The organism is Paenibacillus sp. FSL R10-2778 (assembly GCF_038593035.1).
GTDB classification, from domain to species: Bacteria; Bacillota; Bacilli; order Paenibacillales; family Paenibacillaceae; genus Paenibacillus_AQ; species Paenibacillus_AQ odorifer.
The window spans coordinates 3328271-3354693 of record NZ_CP151956.1; the positions used below are offsets into that span (position 1 = coordinate 3328271).

At 41.0% G+C, this 26423-nt stretch carries 23 protein-coding genes; 21 read left to right on the plus strand and 2 right to left on the minus strand.

The features are described from left to right. The first annotated feature begins 15 nt into the window (after positions 1-15). The 20 genes from NST40_RS14800 (at position 16) to NST40_RS14895 (ending at position 24879) form a co-directional block, all read left to right on the plus strand. Positions 16-879 carry a carbohydrate ABC transporter permease gene (locus NST40_RS14800; protein WP_076125649.1) on the plus strand — a complete coding sequence of 288 codons (864 nt, stop codon included), beginning with the start codon at positions 16-18 and terminating at the stop codon, positions 877-879. Between the two features lie 171 nt (positions 880-1050). After that, positions 1051-2076: a response regulator gene (locus NST40_RS14805; protein ID WP_341002544.1), complete on the plus strand. Its 1026-nt coding sequence runs from the start codon at positions 1051-1053 to the stop codon at positions 2074-2076. After that, positions 2076-3902, plus strand: coding sequence for a histidine kinase (locus tag NST40_RS14810; RefSeq protein WP_341002545.1), 1827 nt, complete (start codon positions 2076-2078; stop codon positions 3900-3902). The genes NST40_RS14805 and NST40_RS14810 overlap by 1 nt, the downstream gene beginning before the upstream one ends. A 209-nt stretch (positions 3903-4111) precedes the next feature. Next, on the plus strand, positions 4112-5674 hold the full coding sequence (locus NST40_RS14815) for an extracellular solute-binding protein (RefSeq protein ID WP_111504065.1): 1563 nt from the start codon (positions 4112-4114) through the stop codon (positions 5672-5674). Between the two features lie 56 nt (positions 5675-5730). Next, positions 5731-6933: a glucuronate isomerase gene (locus NST40_RS14820; protein ID WP_342410838.1), complete on the plus strand. Its 1203-nt coding sequence runs from the start codon at positions 5731-5733 to the stop codon at positions 6931-6933. A gap of 16 nt (positions 6934-6949) precedes the next feature. Beyond that, on the plus strand, positions 6950-7981 hold the full coding sequence (locus NST40_RS14825) for a glycoside hydrolase family protein (protein ID WP_341002549.1): 1032 nt from the start codon (positions 6950-6952) through the stop codon (positions 7979-7981). A gap of 47 nt (positions 7982-8028) precedes the next feature. After that, positions 8029-9195: a glycoside hydrolase family 88 protein gene (locus tag NST40_RS14830; RefSeq protein ID WP_076190378.1), complete on the plus strand. Its 1167-nt coding sequence runs from the start codon at positions 8029-8031 to the stop codon at positions 9193-9195. Beyond that, positions 9189-10991, plus strand: coding sequence for an alpha-L-fucosidase (locus tag NST40_RS14835; RefSeq protein WP_342410839.1), 1803 nt, complete (start codon positions 9189-9191; stop codon positions 10989-10991). The genes NST40_RS14830 and NST40_RS14835 overlap by 7 nt, the downstream gene beginning before the upstream one ends. 239 nt (positions 10992-11230) lie before the next feature. After that, positions 11231-11974: a metal ABC transporter ATP-binding protein gene (locus NST40_RS14840; protein ID WP_342410902.1), complete on the plus strand. Its 744-nt coding sequence runs from the start codon at positions 11231-11233 to the stop codon at positions 11972-11974. Beyond that, positions 11967-12809, plus strand: a complete 843-nt coding sequence (locus NST40_RS14845; protein WP_036677866.1) for a metal ABC transporter permease — start codon at positions 11967-11969, stop codon at positions 12807-12809. The genes NST40_RS14840 and NST40_RS14845 overlap by 8 nt, the downstream gene beginning before the upstream one ends. Next, positions 12806-13726, plus strand: coding sequence for a metal ABC transporter substrate-binding protein (locus tag NST40_RS14850; protein ID WP_036677864.1), 921 nt, complete (start codon positions 12806-12808; stop codon positions 13724-13726). The genes NST40_RS14845 and NST40_RS14850 overlap by 4 nt, the downstream gene beginning before the upstream one ends. Before the next feature lie 213 nt (positions 13727-13939). Then, a complete protein-coding gene (locus NST40_RS14855; RefSeq protein WP_342410840.1) occupies positions 13940-14830 on the plus strand; it encodes a hypothetical protein in 891 nt (296 codons plus the stop codon). A gap of 221 nt (positions 14831-15051) precedes the next feature. Next, positions 15052-16974, plus strand: a complete 1923-nt coding sequence (locus NST40_RS14860; protein WP_341002552.1) for a BglG family transcription antiterminator — start codon at positions 15052-15054, stop codon at positions 16972-16974. 143 nt (positions 16975-17117) lie between these two features. Further along, positions 17118-17435, plus strand: coding sequence for a PTS sugar transporter subunit IIB (locus NST40_RS14865; RefSeq protein ID WP_036677859.1), 318 nt, complete (start codon positions 17118-17120; stop codon positions 17433-17435). A gap of 23 nt (positions 17436-17458) precedes the next feature. After that, on the plus strand, positions 17459-17782 hold the full coding sequence (locus NST40_RS14870; RefSeq protein ID WP_051490993.1) for a PTS lactose/cellobiose transporter subunit IIA: 324 nt from the start codon (positions 17459-17461) through the stop codon (positions 17780-17782). Positions 17783-17841: 59 nt separating this feature from the next. Further along, entirely contained in the window at positions 17842-19140 is a 1299-nt protein-coding gene (gene celB, locus NST40_RS14875; protein WP_038571015.1) for a PTS cellobiose transporter subunit IIC, read from the plus strand. A 42-nt stretch (positions 19141-19182) separates the two neighbouring features. Further along, positions 19183-20655: a 6-phospho-beta-glucosidase gene (ascB, locus tag NST40_RS14880; RefSeq protein ID WP_076278465.1), complete on the plus strand. Its 1473-nt coding sequence runs from the start codon at positions 19183-19185 to the stop codon at positions 20653-20655. Positions 20656-20871: 216 nt separating this feature from the next. Beyond that, positions 20872-21192, plus strand: coding sequence for a metalloregulator ArsR/SmtB family transcription factor (locus NST40_RS14885; protein WP_038571021.1), 321 nt, complete (start codon positions 20872-20874; stop codon positions 21190-21192). Between the two features lie 2 nt (positions 21193-21194). Then, complete coding sequence (locus NST40_RS14890) at positions 21195-21611, plus strand: SRPBCC domain-containing protein (protein ID WP_076276518.1); 417 nt, start codon at positions 21195-21197, stop codon at positions 21609-21611. A gap of 103 nt (positions 21612-21714) precedes the next feature. Beyond that, the gene (locus tag NST40_RS14895) at positions 21715-24879 is read left to right on the plus strand and encodes an ATP-binding cassette domain-containing protein (protein ID WP_342410841.1); all 3165 of its coding nucleotides are present in this window, start codon (positions 21715-21717) and stop codon (positions 24877-24879) included. A 68-nt stretch (positions 24880-24947) separates the two neighbouring features. Here NST40_RS14895 and NST40_RS14900 read toward each other — a convergent pair whose 3' ends face one another. Together NST40_RS14900 and NST40_RS14905 are read right to left on the minus strand one after the other, a co-directional pair. Beyond that, a complete protein-coding gene (locus NST40_RS14900; protein ID WP_076217591.1) occupies positions 24948-25343 on the minus strand; it encodes a cupin domain-containing protein in 396 nt (131 codons plus the stop codon). A gap of 18 nt (positions 25344-25361) precedes the next feature. Continuing rightward, positions 25362-25682, minus strand: a complete 321-nt coding sequence (locus NST40_RS14905) for a carboxymuconolactone decarboxylase family protein (RefSeq protein WP_076276521.1) — start codon at positions 25680-25682, stop codon at positions 25362-25364. 169 nt (positions 25683-25851) lie between these two features. Between NST40_RS14905 and NST40_RS14910 the strand changes: the two genes are divergently transcribed. Next, positions 25852-26277, plus strand: a complete 426-nt coding sequence (locus NST40_RS14910; RefSeq protein WP_076276522.1) for a MerR family transcriptional regulator — start codon at positions 25852-25854, stop codon at positions 26275-26277. Positions 26278-26423: the final 146 nt, after the last annotated feature.

Genomic DNA, 26423 nt, shown 5'->3' on the forward strand with positions numbered 1-26423 from the left:
GGAGTCGAAGAGTAAATGAAAAATAAAGGTCGCCTATTTGACGTTTTCAACTATATATTTCTGATGCTGGTCGGGTGCTTGATGGTCTTCCCTCTGCTGCATGTGCTCGCCAAATCATTTAGCAGCACTCATGCCATTAATGCAGGCGAGGTTAAGCTATTCCCTGTAGATTGGACGCTTATGAATTATCAAGTTATTCTTGGGGATACCTCCATCTGGAGAGCTTTCATGGTAAGTATATTTATTACCGTTGTCGGAACGCTTATTAATCTGATTTTAACTGCATCACTGGCCTATCCTTTATCCAGATCCGAATATTCGATGCGCAAAGGAGTTCTGATTTTAATCCTAATTACGATGATATTTCACGCTCCGCTCATACCGAACTATATGGTCATCAAAAACTTGCACTTGATCGACTCTTTATGGGTATTAATCATCCCATCGGCCATCAGTGCATATAACCTGTTCATCATGCGTTCTTTTTTCTCAGCCCTGCCTACTGAGCTGATAGACAGCGCGCGAATGGATGGAGCGGGAGAGCTGCGCACGATGTGGAGCGTCATCCTTCCTTTGTCCAAACCAGTTATGGCAACTATGGGCTTGTTTTACGCGGTATCCCATTGGAATTCTTATTCATCGGCGTTGTATTTTATCAATACACGAGCGCTTTATCCACTTCAGCTGCGGCTTCGGGAAATCGTACTGAGTAACGACCTTGGGCAAGCGGGCAGCTTATTAGAAAACGTAAATGAAGTATCTCCGGCAGGTGTGCAAATGGCAGTTATTGTCGTCTCCGTCATACCGATTATTATCGTGTATCCGTTTCTGCAAAAGTATTTTATCAAAGGGATGTTAATCGGATCTATTAAGTCTTAAATTAATCAGCTTGCATCATCCTTTAAAAGAAACAGCCATCTGCTTATCAAAATATGGTAAGATATAATCCAAACTCAAAAATGGAAGCGTTGCCAATAATCGCAACTTCAAATCAATTTCATACCACAAGACAACTGATTCTGATTCCATTCCGGAAGGGATTTGATACAAGTGCGAGTATTGATTGTAGAAGATGAGCCTGTCATTCAAAAAGGATTGGTGAAGATGGTCCAGCGTTATCCGGTCTCATTCACCGCGATTTATACAGCCGACGACGGCGAAGCAGCCTTAGAAACTATCCAAAAGCTAGAACCGCATTTAGTGCTGACAGATTTGCGCATGAAGCGGATGGATGGCCTTGATTTATGTGAACGAATTCACCGTGATTACAGTCATGTCCAGGTGGCAGTCATTTCCGGGTACAATGACTTTCAATATGCACAACGAGCAATGGCCTATGGCGTTAAACGGTATTTACTGAAGCCGGTTCTCCAGCAGGATGTGCATGATATGCTGAGAGAACTGATATCCGGCATGACAGGCAGCATTATTCCTGTTCATAAATACGTGGATTGGGCCGAACAGCTGGAACAACACATCTGGCTGCTGCAACGTGATGAGACAAACCGTCTGCTTGATGAAAGAGAAACATCGGGTTTATTTGAAGGATTGAACGTCTTTAGCATGGATGCAGTGCTGAGTGATTGTCTGCAAATGATCGTAGATCGCTTGGAACGCCGAGGCTGGAAGCCTCCGTCCCGGTGCTGTGGAGGGGTAAAAGCCGCCAATACGAAAAAAGAAACGATGTTAGCATTTGTCGCGATAATAAACGGTATACTTGCGGAGCTGCAGCTTACTCGCAAAGGCAACTATAAGGACCCGGTTGAAGAAGCAAAAGCTTTCATTGATAAACATCTGGCTGAGGATGTGTCGTTAGAAGAAGTAGCCAAACGGGTGGGACTTGCCCGCACCTACTTCAGCGCATTATTCAAAAAAATGACGGGGGAAACCTTCGTACACTATCGGATCCGGAGACGAATGGAGGAAGCGCGCAGACTTCTTGCCGTACCCACCATGACAATCAGTGACATCTCGATTCATGTAGGTTACGAGGATTATCCTCATTTTACGAAGACATTTAAAAATCTCGTGGGTGTGTCACCTTCGGAATACCGTGCTTCGTTTGGCATTGAATAATGAGAGCAACCCTCAGCCGGAAGCTGCTATTTTATTTTACCATTGTCATCTTACTTTCCCTGTCAGCGCTGGGGATTTCCTTTTACAGCATTTCTGCCAAGCAATTGCAGTCAAGCACTGAAAACCAAATGATTCAGATCGTAAATAATGCAGTTCATCATACCAATCTCTATATTTCATCCTATCAACGGTCCACCGTGGCGCTACTAACGGATTTGAGAGTTAAAAGATATATTGATCTATCAGCAGATCGTGAGGAATATGAAAATTACCGCTACACGACCGATATTCGCGATGCTATTGTTGAACCTGTATGGATTCGCAATCCCGAGATTGAAGCCCTATATATTATCGGGTATTCCGGGAATGCGCTTTATTATTATAATGGCGGTTCAGCGCCATCTTTTACACAGGAAGACACCGCTAGACAGATCCGGTATTTCAAAGAACATACAGATGTCAGTGGACAGTTGAATGTAATCAATTACAGTATCCGTGGGGATCAAACGCCGATGTTGACCTTAATCCGCAGCATTCGCGGTCTTCAGTCACCAGAGATGAAAGGATTCGTAGGCATCGAAGTCAAAGCGGAGGAGCTCTCTACGTTATGGAAAGGAATCGATCTTGGTCCCGAAAGCTATTTTTTTATTGTAGATGGCGAAGGCAGGATTCAATATCATAACGATCAAAACAAAGTAGGGACGTTGATTCCCGATAGTCTTGGCAAGCAAATTGAGCAAGCAGGAAAGGCGATGTTCCGCAGTTCGGCAGAGGGCGTGGAAAAATCTTATATCAGCCGTAATGCGGAATATTCCGGTTGGCATCTGGTTGTATCCATCCCAGACACTCAGCTGCAAAAGCCGCTAATTACCATCCGGAATTATATTATTGTTGTCGCGATTTTGACATTTATGATAGCGCTGTTTCTGGCAAGCCGATTTGGTAAGTCCGTTACTACACCCATCCGTATACTGATGAAAGGAATGAGCCAGACCGAAAAAGGAAATTGGGAATTAATCTCCCTTCCGAAAAGCCAGGATGAGGTCACTGGGCTTATCGTTCGTTACAATCTGATGGTAACCCGCTTGTCAGAGCTTGTGGACACCGTGTATCAGTCAGAACTGAAGAACAAGGAAATGGAAGCTGAGCGGCAGAAGGCCGAATTCCAATCCTTACAACTGCAGATCAACCCTCATTTTTTATACAATACGCTCGAAACGGTGGTCTGCTATGCAGTAATTCAGGATTCAGATGAAATATCAGAAATCGTCGGAGCCCTGTCCTACATGCTGCATTATTCGGTGCGCACCAATCTTGAAGAGATAACCGTAGCAAATGAGCTGAAGCATGTCATCCATTATATGGTCATTATCAATCACCGGATCGGAAGGCCGTTTGAAATCGATGTGCGGATAAAGCCTGAAATGCTTCTGCGCAAAATGGTTCGCTTGACCTTACAGCCACTTGTGGAAAATGTGTTCCAGCACGCCTTTCGTTATGGTGTTGAAGATTATCACACGATTACGATTGATGCTGGAGAGGATGGCGATATCTTCTGGGTCAGCATTACGGATAATGGCAGCGGGATGACCCCGGAGCGGCTTGAAGAACTTCGCCTCAAACTGAGTGAAAATCGACTCGCCGATGTGGAGGAAGGGAAAGGAAGCCCAGGCGGCATCGGTGTGCAAAATGTTCATCGCCGGATTCAGCTTGTCTTCGGAGAAGAATTCGGCGTTGACGTAGAAAGCAGTCCAGAATGCGGAACACGCATGATCATGAGAATGCCGATTTCCGGAAGGAAGGAACATCAAGTACTTAATGCATAGGTGCTAATCGCCGAAGAGAAAGAGGATCAAAAGGCTGTCCTGAGGTCCGAGCCGCGGACTTTTTGGGATGGTCTTTTTTTATAACGACAACCGATCACAAAAAAACACATCCCACAATAATCCACCCCATGGGAGTGCTGTTGATACAGCTTTATGATGGGTACAGGTAAACCAAATACCTTTTTATACTAATAAGGGGGATTATCCAGATGAAAAAATGGGTTAGTCTGATCCTATCCACGGCGCTTGTCTCAAGTCTCGTCGCAGGATGCGGAAGCAATGAAACATCGGACGGTAACGTCGATGCAGCAGGCGAATCAAAACCGCTTAAATTTAGTATTTCGTTAAACACAAGCGGAAACGCTTACACGGAAAGTTCTAAAGACATTAACACCGATAAGTGGGTCAAGGAGTTGGAGAAACGGGCGAATGTCGATTTAGATATTAAGTTAATTCCTTTGAAGGACTTTGATTCCAAAATGGCTGTTATGTTTGCCGGCGGTGATATCCCGGATGTGGTTCAAAATGTCGGAGGGGCTACGGATAAATCGATGGCTGGGTCGGTTCAGGCTGGTGTTTTTATGCCGCTGGATGATCTGCTGAAGGAGAATGCGCCCAACCTGATGAAGGTTGTCCCGCAGGAAGCATGGGATGAAGTCAGCTACGACGGAAAAATATATGGCATTCCGACTTGGCTCAGCAATCCATCTCGACGTGCCACCTTTATCCGAACTGATTTATTGGAGAAAACTGGCCTTCCGGTACCTGTAACGATTGAGGATTTCTTGAATGTGCTGCGCGCTTTTAAGAAACTCGGTGTGAGCGCTCCTTATCAGATGCGTGAGAACTTCAAGTATGCAGATATCGCATTTGGTGCATATGACGCGCTTGGCTATCAGTTTACAGAGGACAATGGAGAGATCGTACCCAAATTTTATAATTCCGAGAATATGGAAAAAGCACTGAACGTATACAAAACGATGTATGACGAAGGCCTCATTCAGAAGGATTTTGCGACAATCCAAACGGCACAGTATGGTGAAAATATTGCTGCAGGCAATGCAGGGATCTGGACAGCTAATGCGCAGAATCTCCTGGATTTCCGGACCCAGATCGCCGCGTCCAATCCGGAAGCGAAAGTGGATATTATCTCGTCGCCAACCGGTGACCATGGACAAAAAGGATACGGCTTGTATAGTTCGGTCAATACCTCACTGTATATCAACAATAAAGTCAGTAAAGAAAAGGCTGCCCGGATTGTCCAAATGTTTGAATGGATGCAGACCCCGGAAGCCAGTAATTTCTATAGCTTTGGGATTGAAGGCGAGAATTACACGGTAAAAGACGGAAAAGTTGATTATAAGCTGCCAGAGAACAAGGCTGCCCAAGATGAAGAGAAATTCCGCACACAGCTGCGCTGGGTAGGGGACGGAACAATCAACCGCGAACGAACTGAGCTGCTTACGGGTGGTAAAGATGTCTTGAAAGCATTGGATGAAACTCTGAGTAAAGAAGGCTTAGGGGGCATCGGATTTGTACCTGATCTGGAGTCTTTCAGCAAGTTCCCTGATCTTGCCTCCAAACGTCCCGATCAGGCACCAAAACTGATCATAGACCATATGGTCAAAATGATTTATGGCAAAGAACCGATTAGCGATTTCCCAAAAGTCATCGAGGAATATAAGCAAAAGGGCGGCGAAGAAATCTTAAAAGAAGCAACAGAACGCTACAAAAATAATGAGGGAATCCTTAATCAGCAAAGCCGGAAATAGAAAGATTCTCAGGAAGCCTCTTCATTCGAAGGGCTTCCTGCCAGTTAGGAGGGAGTATGATGAGTCAAACTGCTTTGTGTGATGAAATCATGCGTATGCCTGTAATCGATACACATACCCATCTTGTCGGCGATAAGCTAAACGCGGCTGACTTCTGGGAAATAGCCGATTATTTCTGGTTGAACCAAGAGCTTCAGTCAGCAGGATATCCGGCAGATGCGGACCAACTTTCGAAAGAGAAACGGACTGACTCTTTTGTTAGAGCTTACCACGCTTCCCGTAATACGATGATGAATCGTGCTTTTACAGCAATCATGAAAGATTTGTACGGTATCTCCATCACTGATTCAGAGTCGGTGTTCAAAGCGGATATAACGGTTAAACAGCAAAGTAACGATCCCGGCTGGGCGCAAAACGTAGCTGACCGCCTGCATGTGCAGCGGTTTATTGTAAACCGTCCGGAGCATGCCAACTTTGCACACATGAGAGAAAATGCTCTACTGATTCCTCGAATTGACTCCTGGCTGCCTGAGCTGGCAAAGAATATTGCAGATGCCTCTGATCCCAGCCGGGAAGCGGCTTATACTCAAGCGAAAAAATTTATTAGCGAGCAGTTGCACTCATATCAGACGATGGGCTGTCCGGGAATCATGACTACGTTGCCAGCCTTTGAAGCCAATGCTCATGATGTTTACAATCTTAGCAGCGTAACTGAACCGGATGAAATCATGATGCTGCTCCTTCATCATATCTGTTCGGAACTGCAAGTAAGAGGAATGTTCTTGCAGCTGTTTCTCGGCGTCGAACGCAGATGGTGTAATACATCGGCTGCGCCAGTTAACGATCCGCTACGGATTGTTAAACTGTATGGTTTGTTTGAACGGTATTCCATTCCGTTTGAGCTGGTGGTGGCTTCAGAATTAAATAACCTGGATATTGTGCAGGCTGCATGGAATTTCCCTAACGTTCATGTAGGTGGGATGTGGTGGTATAACTTCAGACCCAGTACCTATTTGCAGAGCATGCAGTATCGGTTGGAGGCACTCGCCCCGCTCAAGTGTTCGCTCATTGTCTCGGATGCGCGCTGTATCGAATGGACATATGGCAAGCTGCTGCTCGTTAAAAAAATACTTGCGCGCTTTTTGGAAAGTCAAATAGCGGAAGGCTGGATCAGCCGGGAGGAGGCGCTGAATATTGCTGCGGAATGGCTACATGGCAGTGCTGCTAAACGTTATGGACTAACAGATGTAAAGCAATAAGCCGTGGAGGTAGAAAATGACTTTTTCATTGATGAACCGAATGTTGCCTGCTCCTTTGAACGGAGGGTTCCGCATGGAGGATTGGTGGGTGTGGTGCGGATCAGCTGTGCGTGGCGAGGATGGGCGTTTTCATTTATTTGCATCCCGTTGGCCGAAGTGGCTGCCGATGCATCCGGGATGGTTACTCCGCTCAGAAATTGTCCGCGCATCTGCCGATAACGCGGAAGGACCTTATACGTACGAAGAAACCGTACTACCCGCAAGGGGAGCGGAATACTGGGACGGACGAAGCACCCATAATCCGCATATCCTTCGTTATGGTGATAAGTATCTGTTGTATTATATGGGCTCAACTCATCCATTCGCTGAGCCGCAGCCTAATGAAACAGTGGAACTTGACGACTATCGGGTGATTGCCGCTCGTGCCAACAAACGTGTTGGCTTAGCTATAGCCGACAGTGTATTCGGACCATGGACAAGGATGGACGCACCTATTCTGCCTACACGTCCGGGCAGGTTCGACAGCTTCCTCACATCCAATCCGGCTCCTTGTATTCGCCAAGATGGCTCCTTGCTATTGGTATATAAAGCCCGCAAATACGAGGGCAATTCCTATGGACAGATGACGCTTGGCATTGCCGGTTCACCTAAGGACGAAGGGCCATATAGAGTAATTAACAACGCACCGCTGTTTCCAGCAGAGCGGTCTCATATTGAAGATCCATTTATCTGGCGGACCACGGACGGGTACCAAATGATCGCCAAGGATATGGATGGCCGGATATGTGGAGAAAAGCACGGTGGGATATTTGCATCATCTCCGGATGGAACCGACTGGCAGCTGGCTGATTCAACGCAATCGTATTCCCGGCGGGTACTCTGGGAGGACGGCACAGAGCAGTGGATGGGCAGCTTTGAACGTCCGTTCCTATTATTTCAAGAAGGGGTCCCTACCCATTTATTCGCTGCAGTAGCAGATGGACCGGGAGGGTTCCGAAATGCGAAGCACACTTGGAATATGGTAATTCCACTACGGACAACGCTTTAAGAAATTAAATTTCATAAATATCATCAGTGTTTACAGGAGGAACTAAAATGAGTGAAGTAATACCAACTCAACAAACTCGCGGACTGGTAATTTCGGAGTCTACTCTGGAATGGGCGGATGGCGCTTGGCAACAAATTGTAAATAAAGTGGAAAAGACTAGTAAGCGAATTGGTGTTAGTTTTCCGCATGCTTCCGTGAGCGGAGTATACGACAACATGCGTCCATCGTGGTGGACAGCAGGGTTCTGGCCGGGTATTTTGTGGCAGATTGCCGCAGAAGGTAATCATCCGGCGCTGCAAGAAATCGCCGAGCAAATTGAAGAGAAATTGGATGAACCTCTTTATGCCCTTACCGTACATCATGATGCTGGTTTTATATGGACACTCTCAGCTTTGGCCAATTACCGAGTGACTGGTAATGAACGCTCCAAGCAGCGCGGGTTGATGGCTGCTGCTCAACTGGCCAGCCGCTTTAACCTGAAAGGGTCATTTATCAGAGCCTGGCATGACACGGAGAAGATAAACCGGGCGGGATGGTCCATCATTGATACAGTAATGAATCTGCCCTTACTATACTGGGCATCGGAAGTTACAGAGGATCCGCGTTTCCGGCATATCGCCGCTGCGCATGCGGAAACGGTAGTTGAGCATTTTTTACGTCCGGATGGATCAAGTTATCATATTCTGGAGTTCAACCCGGAATCAGGCGAAAAAATCGGCGCTATGGCCGGCCAAGGTTATGCGGAAGAATCCGCTTGGGCACGGGGCAGCGCATGGATGATTTACGGTCTTACTTTGTCTTTTCACTATACCGGAGAGAATAAGTTTCTAACGGGAGCTAAAAGAGCTGCGCACTTCTTCTTAGCTAATCTTCCTGAGGATCATGTACCTCACTGGGATTTCAGGGCACCTGATGCAGGCGAAAAGCCGCGTGATACCTCTGCTGGTGCATGTGCGGCATGTGGCTTGATTGAGCTGGCAAAGATCGTACCACAGGCGGAAGCCTCTTTTTACCTGCGAGCCGCAGAACAAATCGTTCGCTCACTTTATGAGAATTATGGGACTTGGGACATTCCGGAAGAGGAGGGCTTGATTCTTTCTGGAACATCCAATCTTCCAGGGGGTGTGCACATTGATACGCCACTGATATATGGCGATTATTTCTTCGTCGAGGCTGTATCTAAACTCCGCGGAGCCGTTCTTCAGTTATGGTAAGGAACGGAAAAACAACAGAAAACCTTCTCGATGATCCGTATAGTATACAGTCGGTCGAAACTCCGATAGATAACGAGCAGGCTCGGCGTATGGAATGGTGGCAGGAAGCCAGGCTCGGCTTGTTTATTCACTGGGGCCCTTATGCCCTGCCTGCGGGTGAATGGAAGGGAAAAGAAATACAAGCTTCTTACAGTGAGCATATTATGCTACGCGCGAAGATCCCAGTGGCTGAATATGTGGAAATGGCCGCAGCGTTCAATCCATCAGCTTTTGATGCAATGAAGTGGGTACGGACTGCCAAGCGTGCTGGCCTAAAATATATCATCTTTACAGCTAAACATCACGACGGCTTCGCGATGTATGACTCAAGTGTATCCGAATATTCGATCGTCAAGCACACCTCATTGGGCCGTGATCCCCTTCGGGAACTAATGGAGGCATGTCGTGCGGAAAAAATGGTACTCGGAATTTACTACTCTCATGCGATGGATTGGCATGATCCAGACTCTCAAGGGAATACCTGGGATTATCCACTGAATATCGGCGCTTACGATGACGTTCAAACGTGGATAAATGATACCGATAAACGCACCCGCTTTGAACGATATTTGCACAGCAAATCAATCCCTCAAGTCCGTGAGCTGCTGACGGACTACGGCAAAGTTGGTTTAATGTGGTTTGATTGCGGAGGCAAACTGACCCGTGAGCAAGGAGAAGCGTTTTTGGCGGCGGTTCATGCAATTCAGCCAGAATGTTTGGTCAATAGCAGAGTATGGAAAGCACCACTTGGAGATTATTCAAATACATCTGATAATCAACTTACGACTCGTAACCTTGGTAAGTACTGGGAGAATATTATTACGTTAAACGACTCATGGGGGTATAAGAGATCCGATCACCATTGGAAATCCCCTGTAACTATCATCCGTCAGATCATCGATGTTGTAAGTAAAAATGGAAATCTGGTAATCAATATCGGCCCAACAGCAACAGGGGAATGGGATCCGGTATCCGAATCCATTTTGCTTGATGTAGGAGATTGGTTAAATACCAATGGGGATAGCATTTACGGTGCTGGAGAATCGCCCACAGCCAAACCGTCATGGGGCAGATGCACTCTGAAAGGAAACACATTATATCTGCATGTTTTCGATCTTAAGAAGAGAAATAAGCTAATCGTCCCCGGTCTGAAGACCGCTGTTCAAAAGGTATTTGCTTTAGATGGAGGGGAGGAGCTGATTTTCACAAAGCTATCTGAGCAGGATCTGGAAGTCGAACTCCCCAGCTTACCGAACTTTGCCGAAAATTCTAACAACATGCCGCTGGTCATCGCAATTGTCTGTGCAGAACCTGTAGAAGGTAATCCAGTCCGATTATTGGAATTTGGAGAAGATACCTTACAAGAATTAGGGGTATTTGAAAGTGAGATCGTTGGTCCAACCCTCCGTTACGATACAGGAAAAAAAGACCATGATAATCTGTTGGACTGGAAGGATAGAGAGGATACCGCAATTTGGCATGTCCGGACATTAGGTCCGGTAAGATTTCAGGTTAGTATCGAATATCGCAGCGAAGAAGGAGAGAATGGTGGTGGCGGAGACTACCTCATCAAGGCAGCGGATCAAATTTTACAAGCTAAAGTTCATTCTACTGATGGGGTTAGTAATTTTCAAAGCTTTCAAGTAGGTGAGCTGTATTTCCCCACGGCAGGAGAATATACGATTCAATTGCAGGCAGAGGGTATTACAGGAGGTTATTTGATGCAGCCTAGATGTTTAAAACTACTGCAACTATGAGATTTTTATATTGAAATAATGCAAAAGAACTCAAATCACTTGGGTTCTTTTTTTTGTTGATTTAAGGAATGTTGTTGACATATTGCCCTCGGGTAAATATATTGTATATAAGAATAAAAGTTTACCTAGGGAAACAAATTGGATCAAAGGAATCATTGTTTCTATTGGGAAATAAATTAACAGGATGAACAGAACAGTGCTACATATGAACTTAACAGAGATAAGGAGTTTTTTTTATGATTGAAATCAGAAACCTAAACGTAGATTATTTCGGTAATTCTGCACTAGAAAATGTAAATATTGATATCCCCTTTGGGTATACAATCGGAATTATCGGACCAAATGGTGCGGGAAAATCTACATTCATCAAGTCATTGCTAGAGGTGATAAAGAAGAGAACAGGATCAGTTATGGTGGAGGGAAAAGATATTTCTGAGTACAAACGGAAGATCGCATATGTGCCGCAAAAGAATGACATTGATCTTTCTTTTCCAATCACGGTAAGGGATACAGTGCTGACTGGAACTTACCCTAATTTGCGAATCTTCCAGCGTCCCGGAAAAACAGAGCGGCAAAGAGTCGAGGGATGTATGGCGATGGTGGATATAAGTGATCTTGCGAATAAACAAATCAGCAATCTGTCCGGGGGACAACTCCAAAGAGTTTTTATCGCCAGGGCACTTGCACAACAAGCAAATGTATTTTTTTTAGATGAACCTTTTGTAGGCATAGATTTAGTCAGTGAGAAAATCATTGTAAAGCTGCTAAAACAACTTCGCGAAGAAGGGAAAACCATACTCATTGTTCATCACGATTTGCATGAGGTCGAAGAATATTTTGACAAAGTCATCATTCTCAATAAGAAATTAATTGCTTTTGGTGACGTTAAAGACACCTTTACGCCAGAGAATATCCTCAGCGCCTATGGTGCCTCCTTAGGTAATCTGGTGATCAAAGGGATGGGGGCGACAGATCATGATTGATTATTTCTCAGGAGTATTAAACATTCCGATATATGCACTTAACGCGGGATTATCTGCTATCATTCTTGGAATTGTATCAGGGGTTTTAGGAAGCTTTATTGTACTTAGAAAGATGTCATTAATGGGAGATGCGTTATCACATGCGGTGTTACCCGGGGTGGCGTTATCTTATATCTTAGGCATCAACATTCTTCTTGGAGCTTCACTATTTGGACTATTAGCAGCAGTTCTCATTCAATTTATTACAAGTCGCAGCAATATTAAAAGTGACACCTCTATCGGCATTATTCTCAGCTCATTTTTTGCGCTAGGTATCGTCCTAATTACTTTTGCCAAAAGCGGGCTTGATCTAACTCACATTCTGTTTGGTAATATTCTGGCCGTCCCACAGTCGGAGTTAATGCAATCCTTTATTATTATGATTGTTGTTATTGCCATCATTTCATTGCTGTATAAAGAGCTTTTAATGAGTTCGTTTGATCCGGTTGTTTCCAAAGCCTATGGGTTAAAAACAGGGTTCTATCATTATTTATTGATGATGCTCCTATCTGTGGTTACCGTATCTTCGTTATCTCAAGTAGGAATTGTGCTTGTGATTGCAATGCTGGTTATTCCGGCTGCTACATCCTATCTCTGGACGAATAAGCTGTTCCACATGATTATCCTGGCTTCTACAATCGGCGCTGTATCCGGGATTATAGGTGTAATTGTAAGCTTTAAATTCAATTTACCTACAAGTGCCACGATTGTTCTGGTCGGCGTAAGCATGTTCGGAATTTCATTTATAATCTCACCCAAAAATAATTTTTTCAGGAAAGGGTTGAAACAAGGATGAAGACCATAAAAATACTCTCTTTGACAATGTTTATCGTACTTCTTACCGCATGCTCAAAGATTAGTGAAGGAGATGCAGACCATGATAAGCTGCAGATTGTTGCAACGTACTCCATTATCGCTGATATGACCGAAAACATTGTAGGGGAGAAAGCTGAAGTTTACAGTATGGTACCCATCGGAACAGATCCGCATATGTACGATCCATTACCCAAGGATACAAGTAAGGTTTCTAGCGCAGATTTAGTGTTTTATAACGGTTTGAACCTAGAAACAGGTAAGGGGTGGTTTCAAGATCTTCTAGATGTGACTAATAAAAAGGATGTTGCTTTTGCAGTCTCAGATGAAGTATCTCCAATGTACCTAACAGAAAAAGGAAAAGAAACACAGGTAGATCCTCATGCCTGGCTGGATATTCAGAATTCAATAAAATATGTAGATATCATCACAAAACGTGTAATCGAAAAAGATCCCGACAACAAAGAATTTTATCTTAATAATCAATCGGAATATGTGAAGAAACTGAATGAATTGGATCAATATGCAAAAGAAGCAGTCGAAAAAATTCCACAAGAGAAACGTATCCTTGTTACCAGCGAAGGAGCATTCAAATATTTTTCCAAAGCTTACGGATTTGAATCAGCTTTTATCTGGGAGATCAATACGGATAGTCAAGGAACGCCAGAACAAATGAAAAACATAATTAAGATCATTGATGAAAATCAAGTGCCTGCATTATTTCTGGAAACTAGCGTAAATCCAAAAACAATGGAAACTATCGCAAATGAAACGGGAGTACCGATACACTCTAAGATTTTCACTGATTCTTTAGCTAAGAAAGGCGAAGAGGGCGACACATACATTAAGATGATCAAATGGAATATTGATAAAGTTATAGAAGGTTTATCTCAATCCTAAATGCCGGCTCCAAGCCTATATTAACCGACCTAAGATTCAGTTTTTTAGCTGATGATTATGTCGGTTTTTTATTGAATAGAATCTACATTCGAGCCTCGAAATATTACGTTTACGCCTTGGGATAACCTGCTACAGGAAATATCTTCTTGTCTACTTTTCAAAAAAATCTTGGTAAGGTAGAGGCTAACACTTAATAAGAGGTGAAGAGTTGTCATGATTAAGAAACACTGTTTGTTCTGTGATGAGATTGTTTCCATTGAACCAGAAGGCGATAACGATAGATATATAGGCTGTTCTTGTTCACCAGGCGGGTTTTATAGTCTACGTAGAGACAGCTACGAACCCATTAATTCGCTCCCGCATCAAAAGAAACGCGACATGCTTCATGTAGTATCTGCTTACATACGTGAGCTGACTGATTGTGATGAAAAGATCACTATATGTGCTGATGATTTAGAGTCCATTGTAAATTCACCCAAAATACCTGTGAGCATTGAAGATAAAGGAAACCGTCTACTGCAATATTTATATAGACATTCTGAAGGCCCGGGGGAAGCGGTTGTCATTCAACCCATCTCTAGCAGCTATAACTTGACGTATTCTCCCAATCTGCAAGAGCTGGTATACATCATAGACAAGTTGATTAGTGATCAGCTTCTGATCAGGGAAGGCATGACCTTTAAGCTTACTGAAACCGGCTGGAATGAAGCTGCGGAAAGCGCTGGAGGTAAAAAACTAAAACCTTGTCTCGTGCTCGTGTCGGATGAAGAAAATTTGTCTACAACATGGTTGAAGAAGTTATTGCCCAAAATAGAGCAGTGTGGTTTCCTGCCGCGCTTATTAACACATACGAAAACTCAAAACGGCGAAAAATACGAGTTGGATCAAATCGCAGAAAGCAAACTGATTATCGCAGATTTAACGGGGCAATCCCCAGAGGTGTATTTTTCAGCGGGATATGCACTTGGTTTAAACATACCCGTATTATGGACCGTAAACAGTATTGAGGCGGATAAACTTTTTGTACAGCTTAAGGATATTCGTCCTATTGTGTGGGATTCAGCGGAAGAGCTAGCAATTATACTGCAGCAGAAGTTGAGTTAACCCGTAAATTTCTTGCCATGACTCGTCAAACGAAGCTGAAATTTAAACAGGTGTCTTCTTAAATGAGGACGCCTGTTTCTTATGTTACTGTAAGAACACTATCAAATTTTCTTAGGAAGTGATATTGTAACCGATATAAAAAAATGAGCAAATGTATGTAAATGTATGCTTCAGTTAATATTAGCTCATATTCATACTCTGGATAAGAAAGAGGGATACAATTGTTTTCAAAACGGCAAAAAGAAATACTTTTATACTTAATTAATTCTAATCAACCTGTCACAGCTGCATGGATTTCTAAGGAACTGAATGTTAGCGATCGAACGATCCGTAATGATTTGAAAGAGTTACAAAATATATCCGCCATAGTAGGACTAAAAATAGAGTTAATTCGTGGGAAGGGCTTCGTTGTAAGAGTCTTCGATAAAGATATATTTTCCCAAAAATTAAATGAGTTAACTAATGATAAAATCAATCCTTCTACAGTAGACTTTTCTGAACAAGATAATAGGGTTCTTTATTTGTTGAGTCGGTTTTTATTAGAAAATAAGTATATCAAGTTGGCCACTATAGAAGATGAGATGTTTGTATCTAAATCGACAATCCAAAACGATCTAAAAGAAGTGCGTAAGATACTGGAAAAATACAACCTGAATTTAGTTAATCGGCCTCATTATGGCCTGTTTATAGAGGGCGATGAATTTAAGAAACGAATATGTTTGTCTAATTTTTTATACAAAAGAGAAGAAAACTCCGATCCAACTTTCGATAACTTTACTTTGTTTGACAAAGAGGTATACACGAAAATTAAAGAAATAATCATCGGCAAAGTAAATAAATACAAAATTGAGATTTCAGATATTTCCTTGGAAAACCTCGCTATTCACTTAATAATAGCTTGTAAACGTATCGAAGAGGGATTTTTAATCGAACAACCGTCGGTAAATCTTATGGAAGAGTATCCTTTTGAAAAAATTGTTGCCCATGAAATTGTTAAAGACATAGAAGATTTCACGGATCTGCTCTTTTCCGATTCAGAGATTAATTATATTATCATCCATTTGGTTGGAACAAAATTGCTGCCGAAAGAAAATCTAACGGAGTACAGTAAGTTCGATGAAGTGGACTCCATTGTCAGCTGTATTTTAAAAAGTTTACAAACTGAGTTGAATTGGGATTTTGGCCATGACCATGAATTTATTCAAGCCCTGACCCTTCACATTAGACCTGCGATGAATAGATTAAGATACAACATGAATTTTAGAAATCCTCTGTTAAATGATATTAAGACGAGTTTTCCAGCCGCATTCGAAGGAGCACTTATTGCGAGTAAATGTATTAACTACTATTTGGATTCAGAAGTTGGAGAACATGAAGTTGCTTACATTGCTTTGCACATTGGGGTTGCTTTAGAAAGAATGAAAAATAAAAACAAAAAAATAAAACGAGTTATTCTTGTATGTGCGTCTGGTGTTGGAAGTGCCAAATTACTTTATTACCGATTGATCAATTCATTTGAGAATCTATTGCAGATTGTAGACACAATTAGTTTTTACAAATTAGCAGAAACGGACCTATCCTCGATTGATTTTATTATCAGTACAGTTCCGATCAATGAAGATATAGGTATTCCCGTCTATGTTGTAAATACCTTTCTAGAAGCTAAAGACCTCAAAAGAATCAAGGACGTCTTACTGTCTTCAGAACTGGTGGCAGAAACTCATTCTTACCTTGACGCATCTAGAGTATTCGTGAAAAAAGAATTTACCACAAAGGAAAGTGTGATTCATTTTTTAAGCAATGAGCTAACAAAACAAGGACTTGTACCAGAGCATTATGAATCCTTAGTAGTTGAAAGAGAGTCTTATGCACCCACTAGTTTTGGAAATCTTGTCGCTGTTCCACATCCTTCACTTCCTGTTACCTCGGAAACCTTTTGGACAATCTGTACGTTAAAACGTCCTATTCGTTGGAATGATAAGCAAATGGTGCAATTAATTTGTTTATTAAACATTAAAGAAGGAAACAATGTCGACCTAGATAAAATGTATAAAAAGCTAGGATCATTGATAGAGGATAAAGAGATTGTTGTGCAGATCCTTGCTAAGGACTCTGTGGAAGAAATTATACAATTACTAAACTAGAGTGAGTGAGAAATTAGGTACTGCCTTACTATTTGCAATGTAACCGTTTCCTGTTGATTTGGAAAAAGGTTAGCTTAAAAAGAAAGCGATTTAAGTTTACACTAAAGGTGTTCAATAAATGATAATTTTAGGGGGAAGTCAATATGAATACAATTATGTTAGTGTGTTCAGCAGGAATGAGTACAAGCCTTTTAGTAACAAAAATGCAGAAGGTTGTTGAAGAAAAAGGGTTGGATGTCGATGTTTTTGCTAAATCAGCATCTGAAATTGATATTACTTTGCAAGAGAAAAAGGTTGATGTCTTATTGTTAGGACCTCAGGTGAAATATATGAAAAAGCAATTAGAAACAAGATTAGCAGATAAAAACATTCCTATAGAAGCTATTGATATGTTGAATTACGGAATGATGAACGGTGAAAAAGTACTTGAACAAGCCTTGCAATTAATTGAAAGTAAATAGAGATAAGAGAGGAGTAGAGAGAAATGGTAGATGAAGTGAAAGAGGAATACTATACTGTGGCTTTTAACATTATCAGTAATGTAGGCGCAGCTAAAAGCTTAGTAATGGAGGCGCTTTACGCAGCCAAAGAGGGAGAATTTAAAGAGGCACAAGAAAAATTAGAAGAATCAAAGCAATTTTTTAGAGAAGGTCATAAAATGCATAAATCATTAATCAAAAGAGAAGCAAATGGCGAACAGCTTCAATTCTCACTGATCCTTATGCATGCTGAAGACCAACTAATGAGTGTAGAGACCATTTCTTTACTTGTTACGGAAATCATTGAACTTTATAAGCTTTCAAAATAGGATCAAAAAGAAGTGGCATCGCAATAAGAAAATACTTCTTCGGGAGCGTGCAAGAAACTATGGATAAAATAACGAAATTTTTAGAAGATAAGGTAATGCCAGTTGCAGGTAAAATCTCTGGTCAGCGGCATTTACAAGCGCTTCGCGATGCAATGGTTTTAACTATCCCGTTTATTATTATCGGTTCCATTTTTTTAATCTTAGCAAACCTGCCAATTCCAGCCTATTTAGATTTCTTGGTCGCCCATCCAAATATCAAAACAGCCTTACTATATCCGTACAATGGTACATTTAACCTTGTCGCATTAGTTGCAACATTTGCCGTGGGATATAGACTAGCAGAGAGCTATAAAGTGGATCCGCTTTCTTCAGGGGCTGTGGCATTATGTTCATATTTTGTAGTCACACCATCAACTTCTTTCACAGTAGATGATGTTGTTACAAAAGCAATGAACGTGAATTATTTTTCGAGTCAAGGTTTATTTGTAGGATTGTTAACCGCAATCTTCGCAACAGAAATATATCGTAGAATCGTACAAAAAAATATAGTTATTAAAATGCCGGATGGTGTGCCGCCAACAGTTGCTAAATCCTTTACAGCGATTATTCCTGGTTTCTTTGTTATCGTGAGTGTCTGGGGAGTTCGCCTACTTGTTGAGAACTTTACTGGTTTTGATAACGTGCATACCATTGTTGCCAAGCTTCTTCAACAACCATTAACCACTGTTGGAACAAGCTTAGCGGGAACAATTGTTGTGTTCTTGTTAATCAACTTATTATGGGCAATCGGATTACATGGTTCCACCATTGTAGGTTCTGTCATGTTGCCTATCTGGCTGCAATTGACCTCAGAAAATGCTGCAGCCTACGCAGCGGGTTCACCCGTCCATAATATTGTTACAGCAGAATTCAGATATCTTATCTTTATCGGTGGATCTGGTGCAACTCTAGGACTAACGATTGCTATGTTATTCTTTGCGAAGAGCAAACAGCTGAAACAAATGGGTCGACTGACGATTGGACCAGGACTATTTAATATCAATGAGCCGTTAATCTTTGGGATGCCTATCGTATTAAACCCAATGATGTTAATCCCATTTCTTATAACACCGATTGTTACTGTTTTGATAACCTATCTCTCCATGGATTTTGGATTAGTAGCGTTGCCAATAGGTGTACTGCCTCCGGGAACAATGCCATTAATTATCGGCGGATATTTGATGACAGGTAGTATCTCGGGAATGATCTTACAAATTGTACTGTTTGCAGTAGCGTTTATTATTTACTATCCGTTCTTTAGAATAATGGATAATCAAAAATATAAAGAAGAACAAGATGCCCTTATCCAACAGGTTTAATCCGTAGCATATGTTTTATTTAACAACAAGGAGGGTTTACACATGTTTGAATTGAAAACGACATTTCCAGAAAACTTTTTATGGGGAGGAGCAGCAGCTGCCAATCAACTAGAAGGAGCAAGTAATGTTGGCGGTAAAGGGCTTTCTCTAGCAGATGTATATATTTTTGACGAAAACACCCCTAAAAAAAACTGGTCTGACCAGTGGCACCTCATGACTCATAAACAAATAGAAGAAGCACAAGATCCCGCAAGTGAAAAGTATTATCCCAAAAGACATGGGGTGGATTTTTATCACCACTATAAAGAAGATATTGCTTTATTGGCCGAAATGGGTTTTAAAGCCTTCCGTATGTCCATTGCTTGGACTCGTATTTTTCCAAATGGGGATGAATTAATCCCTAATGAAGAAGGTCTTGCATTTTATGATCGTGTGTTTGATGAATTGAACAAATATGGAATTGAGCCTATTGTTACTTTATCCCATTATGAAATGCCACTTCATCTAACAACTAAGTATGGAGGTTGGGTGAACCGGAAAGTTATAGATTTCTTTGTTCGCTATGCAACCACTGTAGCTGAAAGATACAAGCATAAAGTGAAATATTGGATGACTTTTAATGAAATTAACTGTGTAGTACACCACCAATATGTAAGTTTAGGGGTTATCGAAGAAAATCACCCGAATATTGAACAAGCAATGTTTCAAGGAGCGCATCATCAATTTGTCGCAAGTGCACTTGCAACCAAAGCGTGTAAAGAAAGTAATCCTCAAGCAATGGTTGGATGTATGGTTAGTTATCAACTTCTTGTTCCTTATAGTTGTGATCCTGACGACGTTCAAGCCACAGTTGATAAACAACGTACCTCTTTATTCTTTACTGATGTTCAAGCGAGAGGTTACTATCCGGCTTATACCGCTCGAATGTTTGCAGAAAAAAATATAGTTCTGAAAACAGAGCCCGAGGATGAACAAATCATGAAAGACTATCCAGTGGATTATGTATCCTTTAGCTACTATATGTCTGGTGCAGTCAGTGCACATCCAGAAAAGATAGAAGGCGCAGAAGGGAATTTGCTTACAGGCGGAGTGAAAAATCCTTATTTACCATCGAGTGATTGGGGTTGGCAGATTGATCCTAAGGGTTTACGAACTGCAATAAACCAATTGTATGACCTCTATCAAAAGCCGGTACTTGTTGCAGAGAATGGCCTAGGTGCCTTAGACGTATTACAAGAAGGCGATGTTATAGAGGATGATTACCGAATTGATTATTTAAAAGAACATATTAAGCAAATAAAAGAAGCCATTGCAGATGGTGTAGATGTAATGGGCTACACAAGCTGGGGTTGCATAGATATGGTGAGTGCAGGAACAAATCAAATGTCCAAACGTTATGGTTACATTTATGTGGACCAAGATGATATGGGCAGAGGTACAAAACGTCGTATAAAGAAAAAATCATTTTATTGGTACAAAAATGTTATCGCTACTAATGGAGAACAATTAGATTAATTATTAAAGCGTACAACGAAATGATTTATCTGGAGGCATTATCAAAAGCAGTCCTATGCTGGACTCGCTTTTGGTAATGCTTTTTTTACTGAATTGTTGACATGTGACCATTTGGTGTCTTATAATCAATTAGACACCAAATGGTGTCATATTAATTAATAATGATGGATACTAGGTGACATTACAGGAAATATTACGGAAAAGGTGGGGGTGGTTGTGAGCGACAATAGTCAAGTGAGGGATGTTTATGACGCTGTTGCGGATCCAACAAGACGAAAACTTCTTCAAATTCTGGCTGATGTTGATGAATTACCTCTGTATGAGATAACGATTCATTTTGAAATGGGTCGTACAGCCGTTTCGAAGCATTTAAATATACTTAAAGATGCTGGTCTCGTAATTGCTCGAAAGGTTGGCAGAGAGACGAGGTATCGGTTGAATGCCAATCCTTTGAAAGAAATTCAAGATTGGGTATCTTTTTATGAAGGATTCTGGAAACAAAGAATTGATAAATTAAAACTTATATTGGAGGAATAACTATGAACCCAGATGTATCATTAGATTTTCAATTTACAAGTTCGATCGAGAAGGTATGGAATGCTTTAACGGATTCGGATACGCTTGCGAAATGGATCTGGAGTAATGATTTCAAACCCGTCGTTGGTCATAAATTTCAATTCCGTGCTGAGCCAAATGAATGGTGGGATGGAATTGTAGATAGCGAAGTACTCGTCGTGGATGAGCCTCATACGTTATCTTATACTTGGAATAGTGCGGGAGAAAGTACAACTGTTACTTGGACTTTGAGTCAAGATTCAGAGGGGAAGGTTAATCTCCATTTAGATCAATCAGGATTTAGTGAAGAGACGAAAGCCCGCCAAGGAGCCATCGAAGGTGCTAAATATGCTTGGACAAATATGGGTGGTCAGCTCGAAAAGGCATTAGCAGAATTGTAATTTCAAGAATAGGGCGCTTTTCTGGAACAAGGAAAGTGCCCTTTTTAATGGAATAAATCATGGCAATACTAGATGAAGAGAATGGAGATGAGATGAGCTTACTATGAAAATAAATCAATTAATTGCGAACAATATTAACAGATTAGAAACGGTACTGCCAGTTGATGAGTCGTTAGGAATTGCTGGTTTGTCTGGATCTGGTAAAACAACTTTTTGTCAAACGATTGGGGAAGAATCAAAAAAACGTCTCGTTTCCTTACTGCCAAAAGCTGAATACCAGTATTTATTCCCAAATATTATGGAGACTAATTTCAGTGCGATCAAAATGGAAGCAATGCCACTTGTTCTTTTTCTTGGTAGATCATCCATATCTTCAAATCCTCGGTCAACCATTGGCACACATACAGGTGTGTTTACTGAAATCCGTGTCACTCTTGCTGAACAATATAATCTCTCTCCAGAGGTTTTTTCATTTAATAATGAGTTGGGTTGGTGTCCTGATTGTAAGGGTCGTGGAACTACAAAAAATGTCGAGTGTAAAAAGTGTCAGGGGAAACGCTATAATCAAGCAGCTGAACAATATAAAATTGAATTATTGGATCAAGCAAAGAGTATTTCTGATCTAAACGACTTAAGTATAGAGACCATTTTATCACAGGCAGATATTCTAAAAATAAGTGAAGGTAAACAACAAATTCTGAAAAATATAATCAATATGAATATTGGTTATTTAACATTAAATCGTATTATGGGTACATTATCAGGCGGAGAATTAACACGACTTTACCTGGCAGAATTCATGGCAACAAGTGAAAATACCGTGATTATCATTGATGAAATCTCCGTGGGTCTCGATCACCAAACCCTATTGAAGATTTTAGCGGAGATTAAACAGTTGGGATTTAAAAATCAAATTTGGCTCATTGACCATTCTGACACGGTGCTGGACACAGCGGATAAACACTTGTTCTTTGGACCTGGCAGTGGCAAATATGGCGGGAAAATTGTTGAAGAATCACCACGTCCTGAGCCCATCAATAGAGAACTAAATCAGGCAGCACCTGCAGAATATTATCAATTTCATGATCTTTATTGTCGTAATATTCAAATGGCCCAAATTCAGATTCCTCAAAATAGACTGGTAACTTTTACAGGTGAGTCCGGATGTGGTAAATCTACACTGGTTAATGAATGTATGGTCAAAGATTTTCTAAAGCGTTATTCCAAAGATAAGCTGGTGATCGTAGGGCAAGATCGAAATCAGTCGATTACCAGTCGCTCGACCGTTGCCACTTTTCTTGATATTAAAAGGAAACTCACAAAGTACAGTGAGGATATTGATGATATTTTTGAGCGCTCGATTGAAGATATTATTGTTGAACTGCCAAATGAGGACATTGCTCATAAAAGACTAAGCTTATTGATCAAGCTTGGACTTGGTTATTTGACGTTGGAGCGGAAAACACAGTCCTTATCCACGGGTGAATTTCAATGTGTCCATTTAGTTTCTGAGCTGTTTGCGGGCTCAAGAAATCCACATACACTTTTTATTTTTGACGAGCCTTCCAAAGGTTTATCACAAAATATTTTAAATCAATTCATTGACAGCATTAGGGACATTCTGCAGGATGAATCTGTCTCCATAATCATGATTGAACATAATTCTTATATGTTAGAGAACTCTGATTTTATCGTTGATTTTGGCAAAAGACAGCTTGCACCTGTGGAGCATCTTGATGTTCTCAGTCATGATGATTATTATCGTCAACAAAATCCTGCTGATAGTGTGGCACCTGCGCACATTTCTTCAACACTCCAGCTACAAAATGGAACTGACTATTTAAAAGAAAGTCAGATCCCCTATTTTAAAAATGCAGAGAACATCTATAAAGGTGGCATCTTAAAAAGCTTATCCTCCATGGCCCGCCTGATTTATGGTGAATATGAATCGGATACGATTGCGCCTGTCATCGCCATTGATCTGGAACGACACTTGTATAGTCAGTTTACTTTCCTTTATGAAATGGGTGGCTTGATCAACCATATTGTGGCAGCGCATCCCACTAATAAGGATACAAAAAGCTTTGATTTCTATCAATCAGACAATCATTGTCCAAGCTGTAAGGGCCGCCGTGTGATTGAAGAATTTGACTTTGATATTGTTCTTCAGGACAAGAACGTACCCTTTTGGGACGGTTCATTACATCCAGATGCGATGGAGATTCTGAAATTCTATCAATTACCAAAAATAAAATTCATCTTTGATGAGTTAAAGAATGAGCTCGGACAGGATATTTGCAAAAGTTATAATGAGATGACAGAAGCTGAAAAACACACCTTTTTATACGGGTATTGGGAAAAGTCCTTCTATGATAAAGCAGCTAAAGCCTCGAGAACTTGGGATGGCTTTAATACCATTATCGGGAACTATATGGTTATCTCGAAATCGATTATTAAAGAGCATATTAAAGCATCCAAAAAAATGATTACCTGTCCAATTTGTCAAGGAACGGTATTAAATCATCATAAAAAGCTTAAATACGGCGACACTGATATTCGCGAGCTTATTGGGATGCCCCTTGATCAGGTTATTAGCACTGTTGGCGAATTACAGGTACTAGAAAAAATGAAAGCCATCGTGGGCGGCGATATGGTTTTGACAGAAGAGGTCTCTCTATTACCTAGGGAAACACAAGTCGCTCTAAAAATGCTTGAACTAGAGTTAGGAAGTTTTGCGCAATATGAAATGGTGTTACAAAATGCCCTGCCATTCTGGGACAGCATTAGCGGCAGTATCGAAACCATCAGCATGAAAAACCGGATTACGATCTGTGATTTTGCCAATATCCACGAAACAAGAGAAAATATCATAGATAAGTATTTCACTAATGGAAAATATAAAAAGCTGACTTATGTCTATGAAGCGTTTGGTTACAAAAAAATCGTCACCTTAATTAATAAGGTTAAAGCAAGCCATCCCTGTCCATTCTGTAAAGGAAAAAAAGTTATCTCGGAAGATGGACTTCATGATGGTGTATATAAATTAACTATTCCCTGTGTGAGTTGTTATGCGAGTGGAATCAATGATGAAGGACGTAAGGAAGTCGTTGAAGGTATAGATGTTCAGACTTGGCTAACGGGTAAAGTAAGTGACGTTATTTCTGAAAGCTTAAATATTGAAGCTGTTGCTGATATTCCAATTTTCAATCGTATTCGTGAGTTGAATAAACAAGAGATGATGGCAGTTTACCAATTTCTTGAGCAATAAAGTTTAGTTTTCTCAAAAAGACGATATAGAAAAGAAACGCATCGAGTCTATAGACTCGATGCGTTTTTTTATAATTGATTATAAAGCTCACCATCAACAGGTTCTAACCATTCTGTTTCTCCGGGTGAAATGGCTAAGTGGACAAACCAACTGTCTTTTGTAGCACCATGCCAATGTTTTACGTTCGCTGGAATATTCACAACATCCCCGCTTTGGAGGAATTGAGCTGGTTTGCCTTCTTCTTGATACCAACCCTCACCACCGGTAACTAATAATACTTGTCCGATTTTATGGAAGTGCCAGTTATTGCGAGCTCCCGGGGCAAAGGTTACGTTCCCAATAGGCGCATTCAAAGGTGTCGCATCAGTATAAATCATCTGCAAGTATGCATCACCTATAAAATTAGCTTCAACCTTTTGTCCGAGTGGAAAGATAGTACTGTTGCTTAGTTGCTCATTAGCCATAATAAAAACCTCTTTCGTTTAATTTTTATAAATTTCTTTAGCAATATTAAATGCCGACCATGCTTTAGGCCACCCTACATAAAACGAAAGGTGCGTGATGATTTCCGCTACTTCATCTTTTGTGACTCCGTTTGCCTTTGCTTTATGCAGATGTGGAGTTAATTGTTCAAAGTTTCCTCCTGATATTAATGCTGAAACTGTAATCATGCTGCGGTCACGTGCAGATAATTCTTTCTCTCTTGACCACACTTCACCGAATAAGATATCATCGTTCAGTTCAGCAAATTTCGGAGCGAATTCTCCTAACAAGTCTCGTCCTGCTGTTTGTTTTTCAGCCATATAAGAACATCCCTTTCATCGATGATTAACTGCTTCAAAATGAAGTATAGACCTTAAAGTACACTTTAAGGCAAGCCATAAAAATGGATTCATACTCTGACATTTGGTTTTTTATTAATTTAAGTATATCCTTTGAATAGAAACAAAATTAGAAATGGAGGTGGGGATCATGCCTTATTCCATTGGAGAATTTGCAGAAATCGTCGGTGTTAACAAGAGCACGCTCAGATATTATGAATTGGAAGGCTTACTTACTCCACATCGAAGTGACAATAATTTACGTGAATATACAGATCAGGATATAGGTTGGGTTCAATTTTTGCTTCATTTAAAAGATTCAGGAATGACGATGGCAGAATTGAAGCAATATACCGAGTGGCGGGCTATGGGGGACGAGACAATTCCTGAACGGAAAAATTTACTTGAACAGCGTAAGCAACAAGTGGAACAAGAAATTAAGGCATTGCAACAAAACTTGGATATACTGAACCGTAAAATTGTATTTTATAATGATCAACTAACGGGGAATAAATACGAATTCGTCCTTTATCACAATGAAAAGATACCACATCAAGAAGAAAAAGTAGATTCCTAATAAGTTAAGAGGCAGATGAACAACTTTTGATTATCAAAGGTTGTTCATCTGCCTCTTCTAATTTCAAAACTTGAAATCGAAGATGAGAGTCTATTTGTGTAATCATATTGCATGATCCGGTCGAGATATTACATTCTCATTTATCC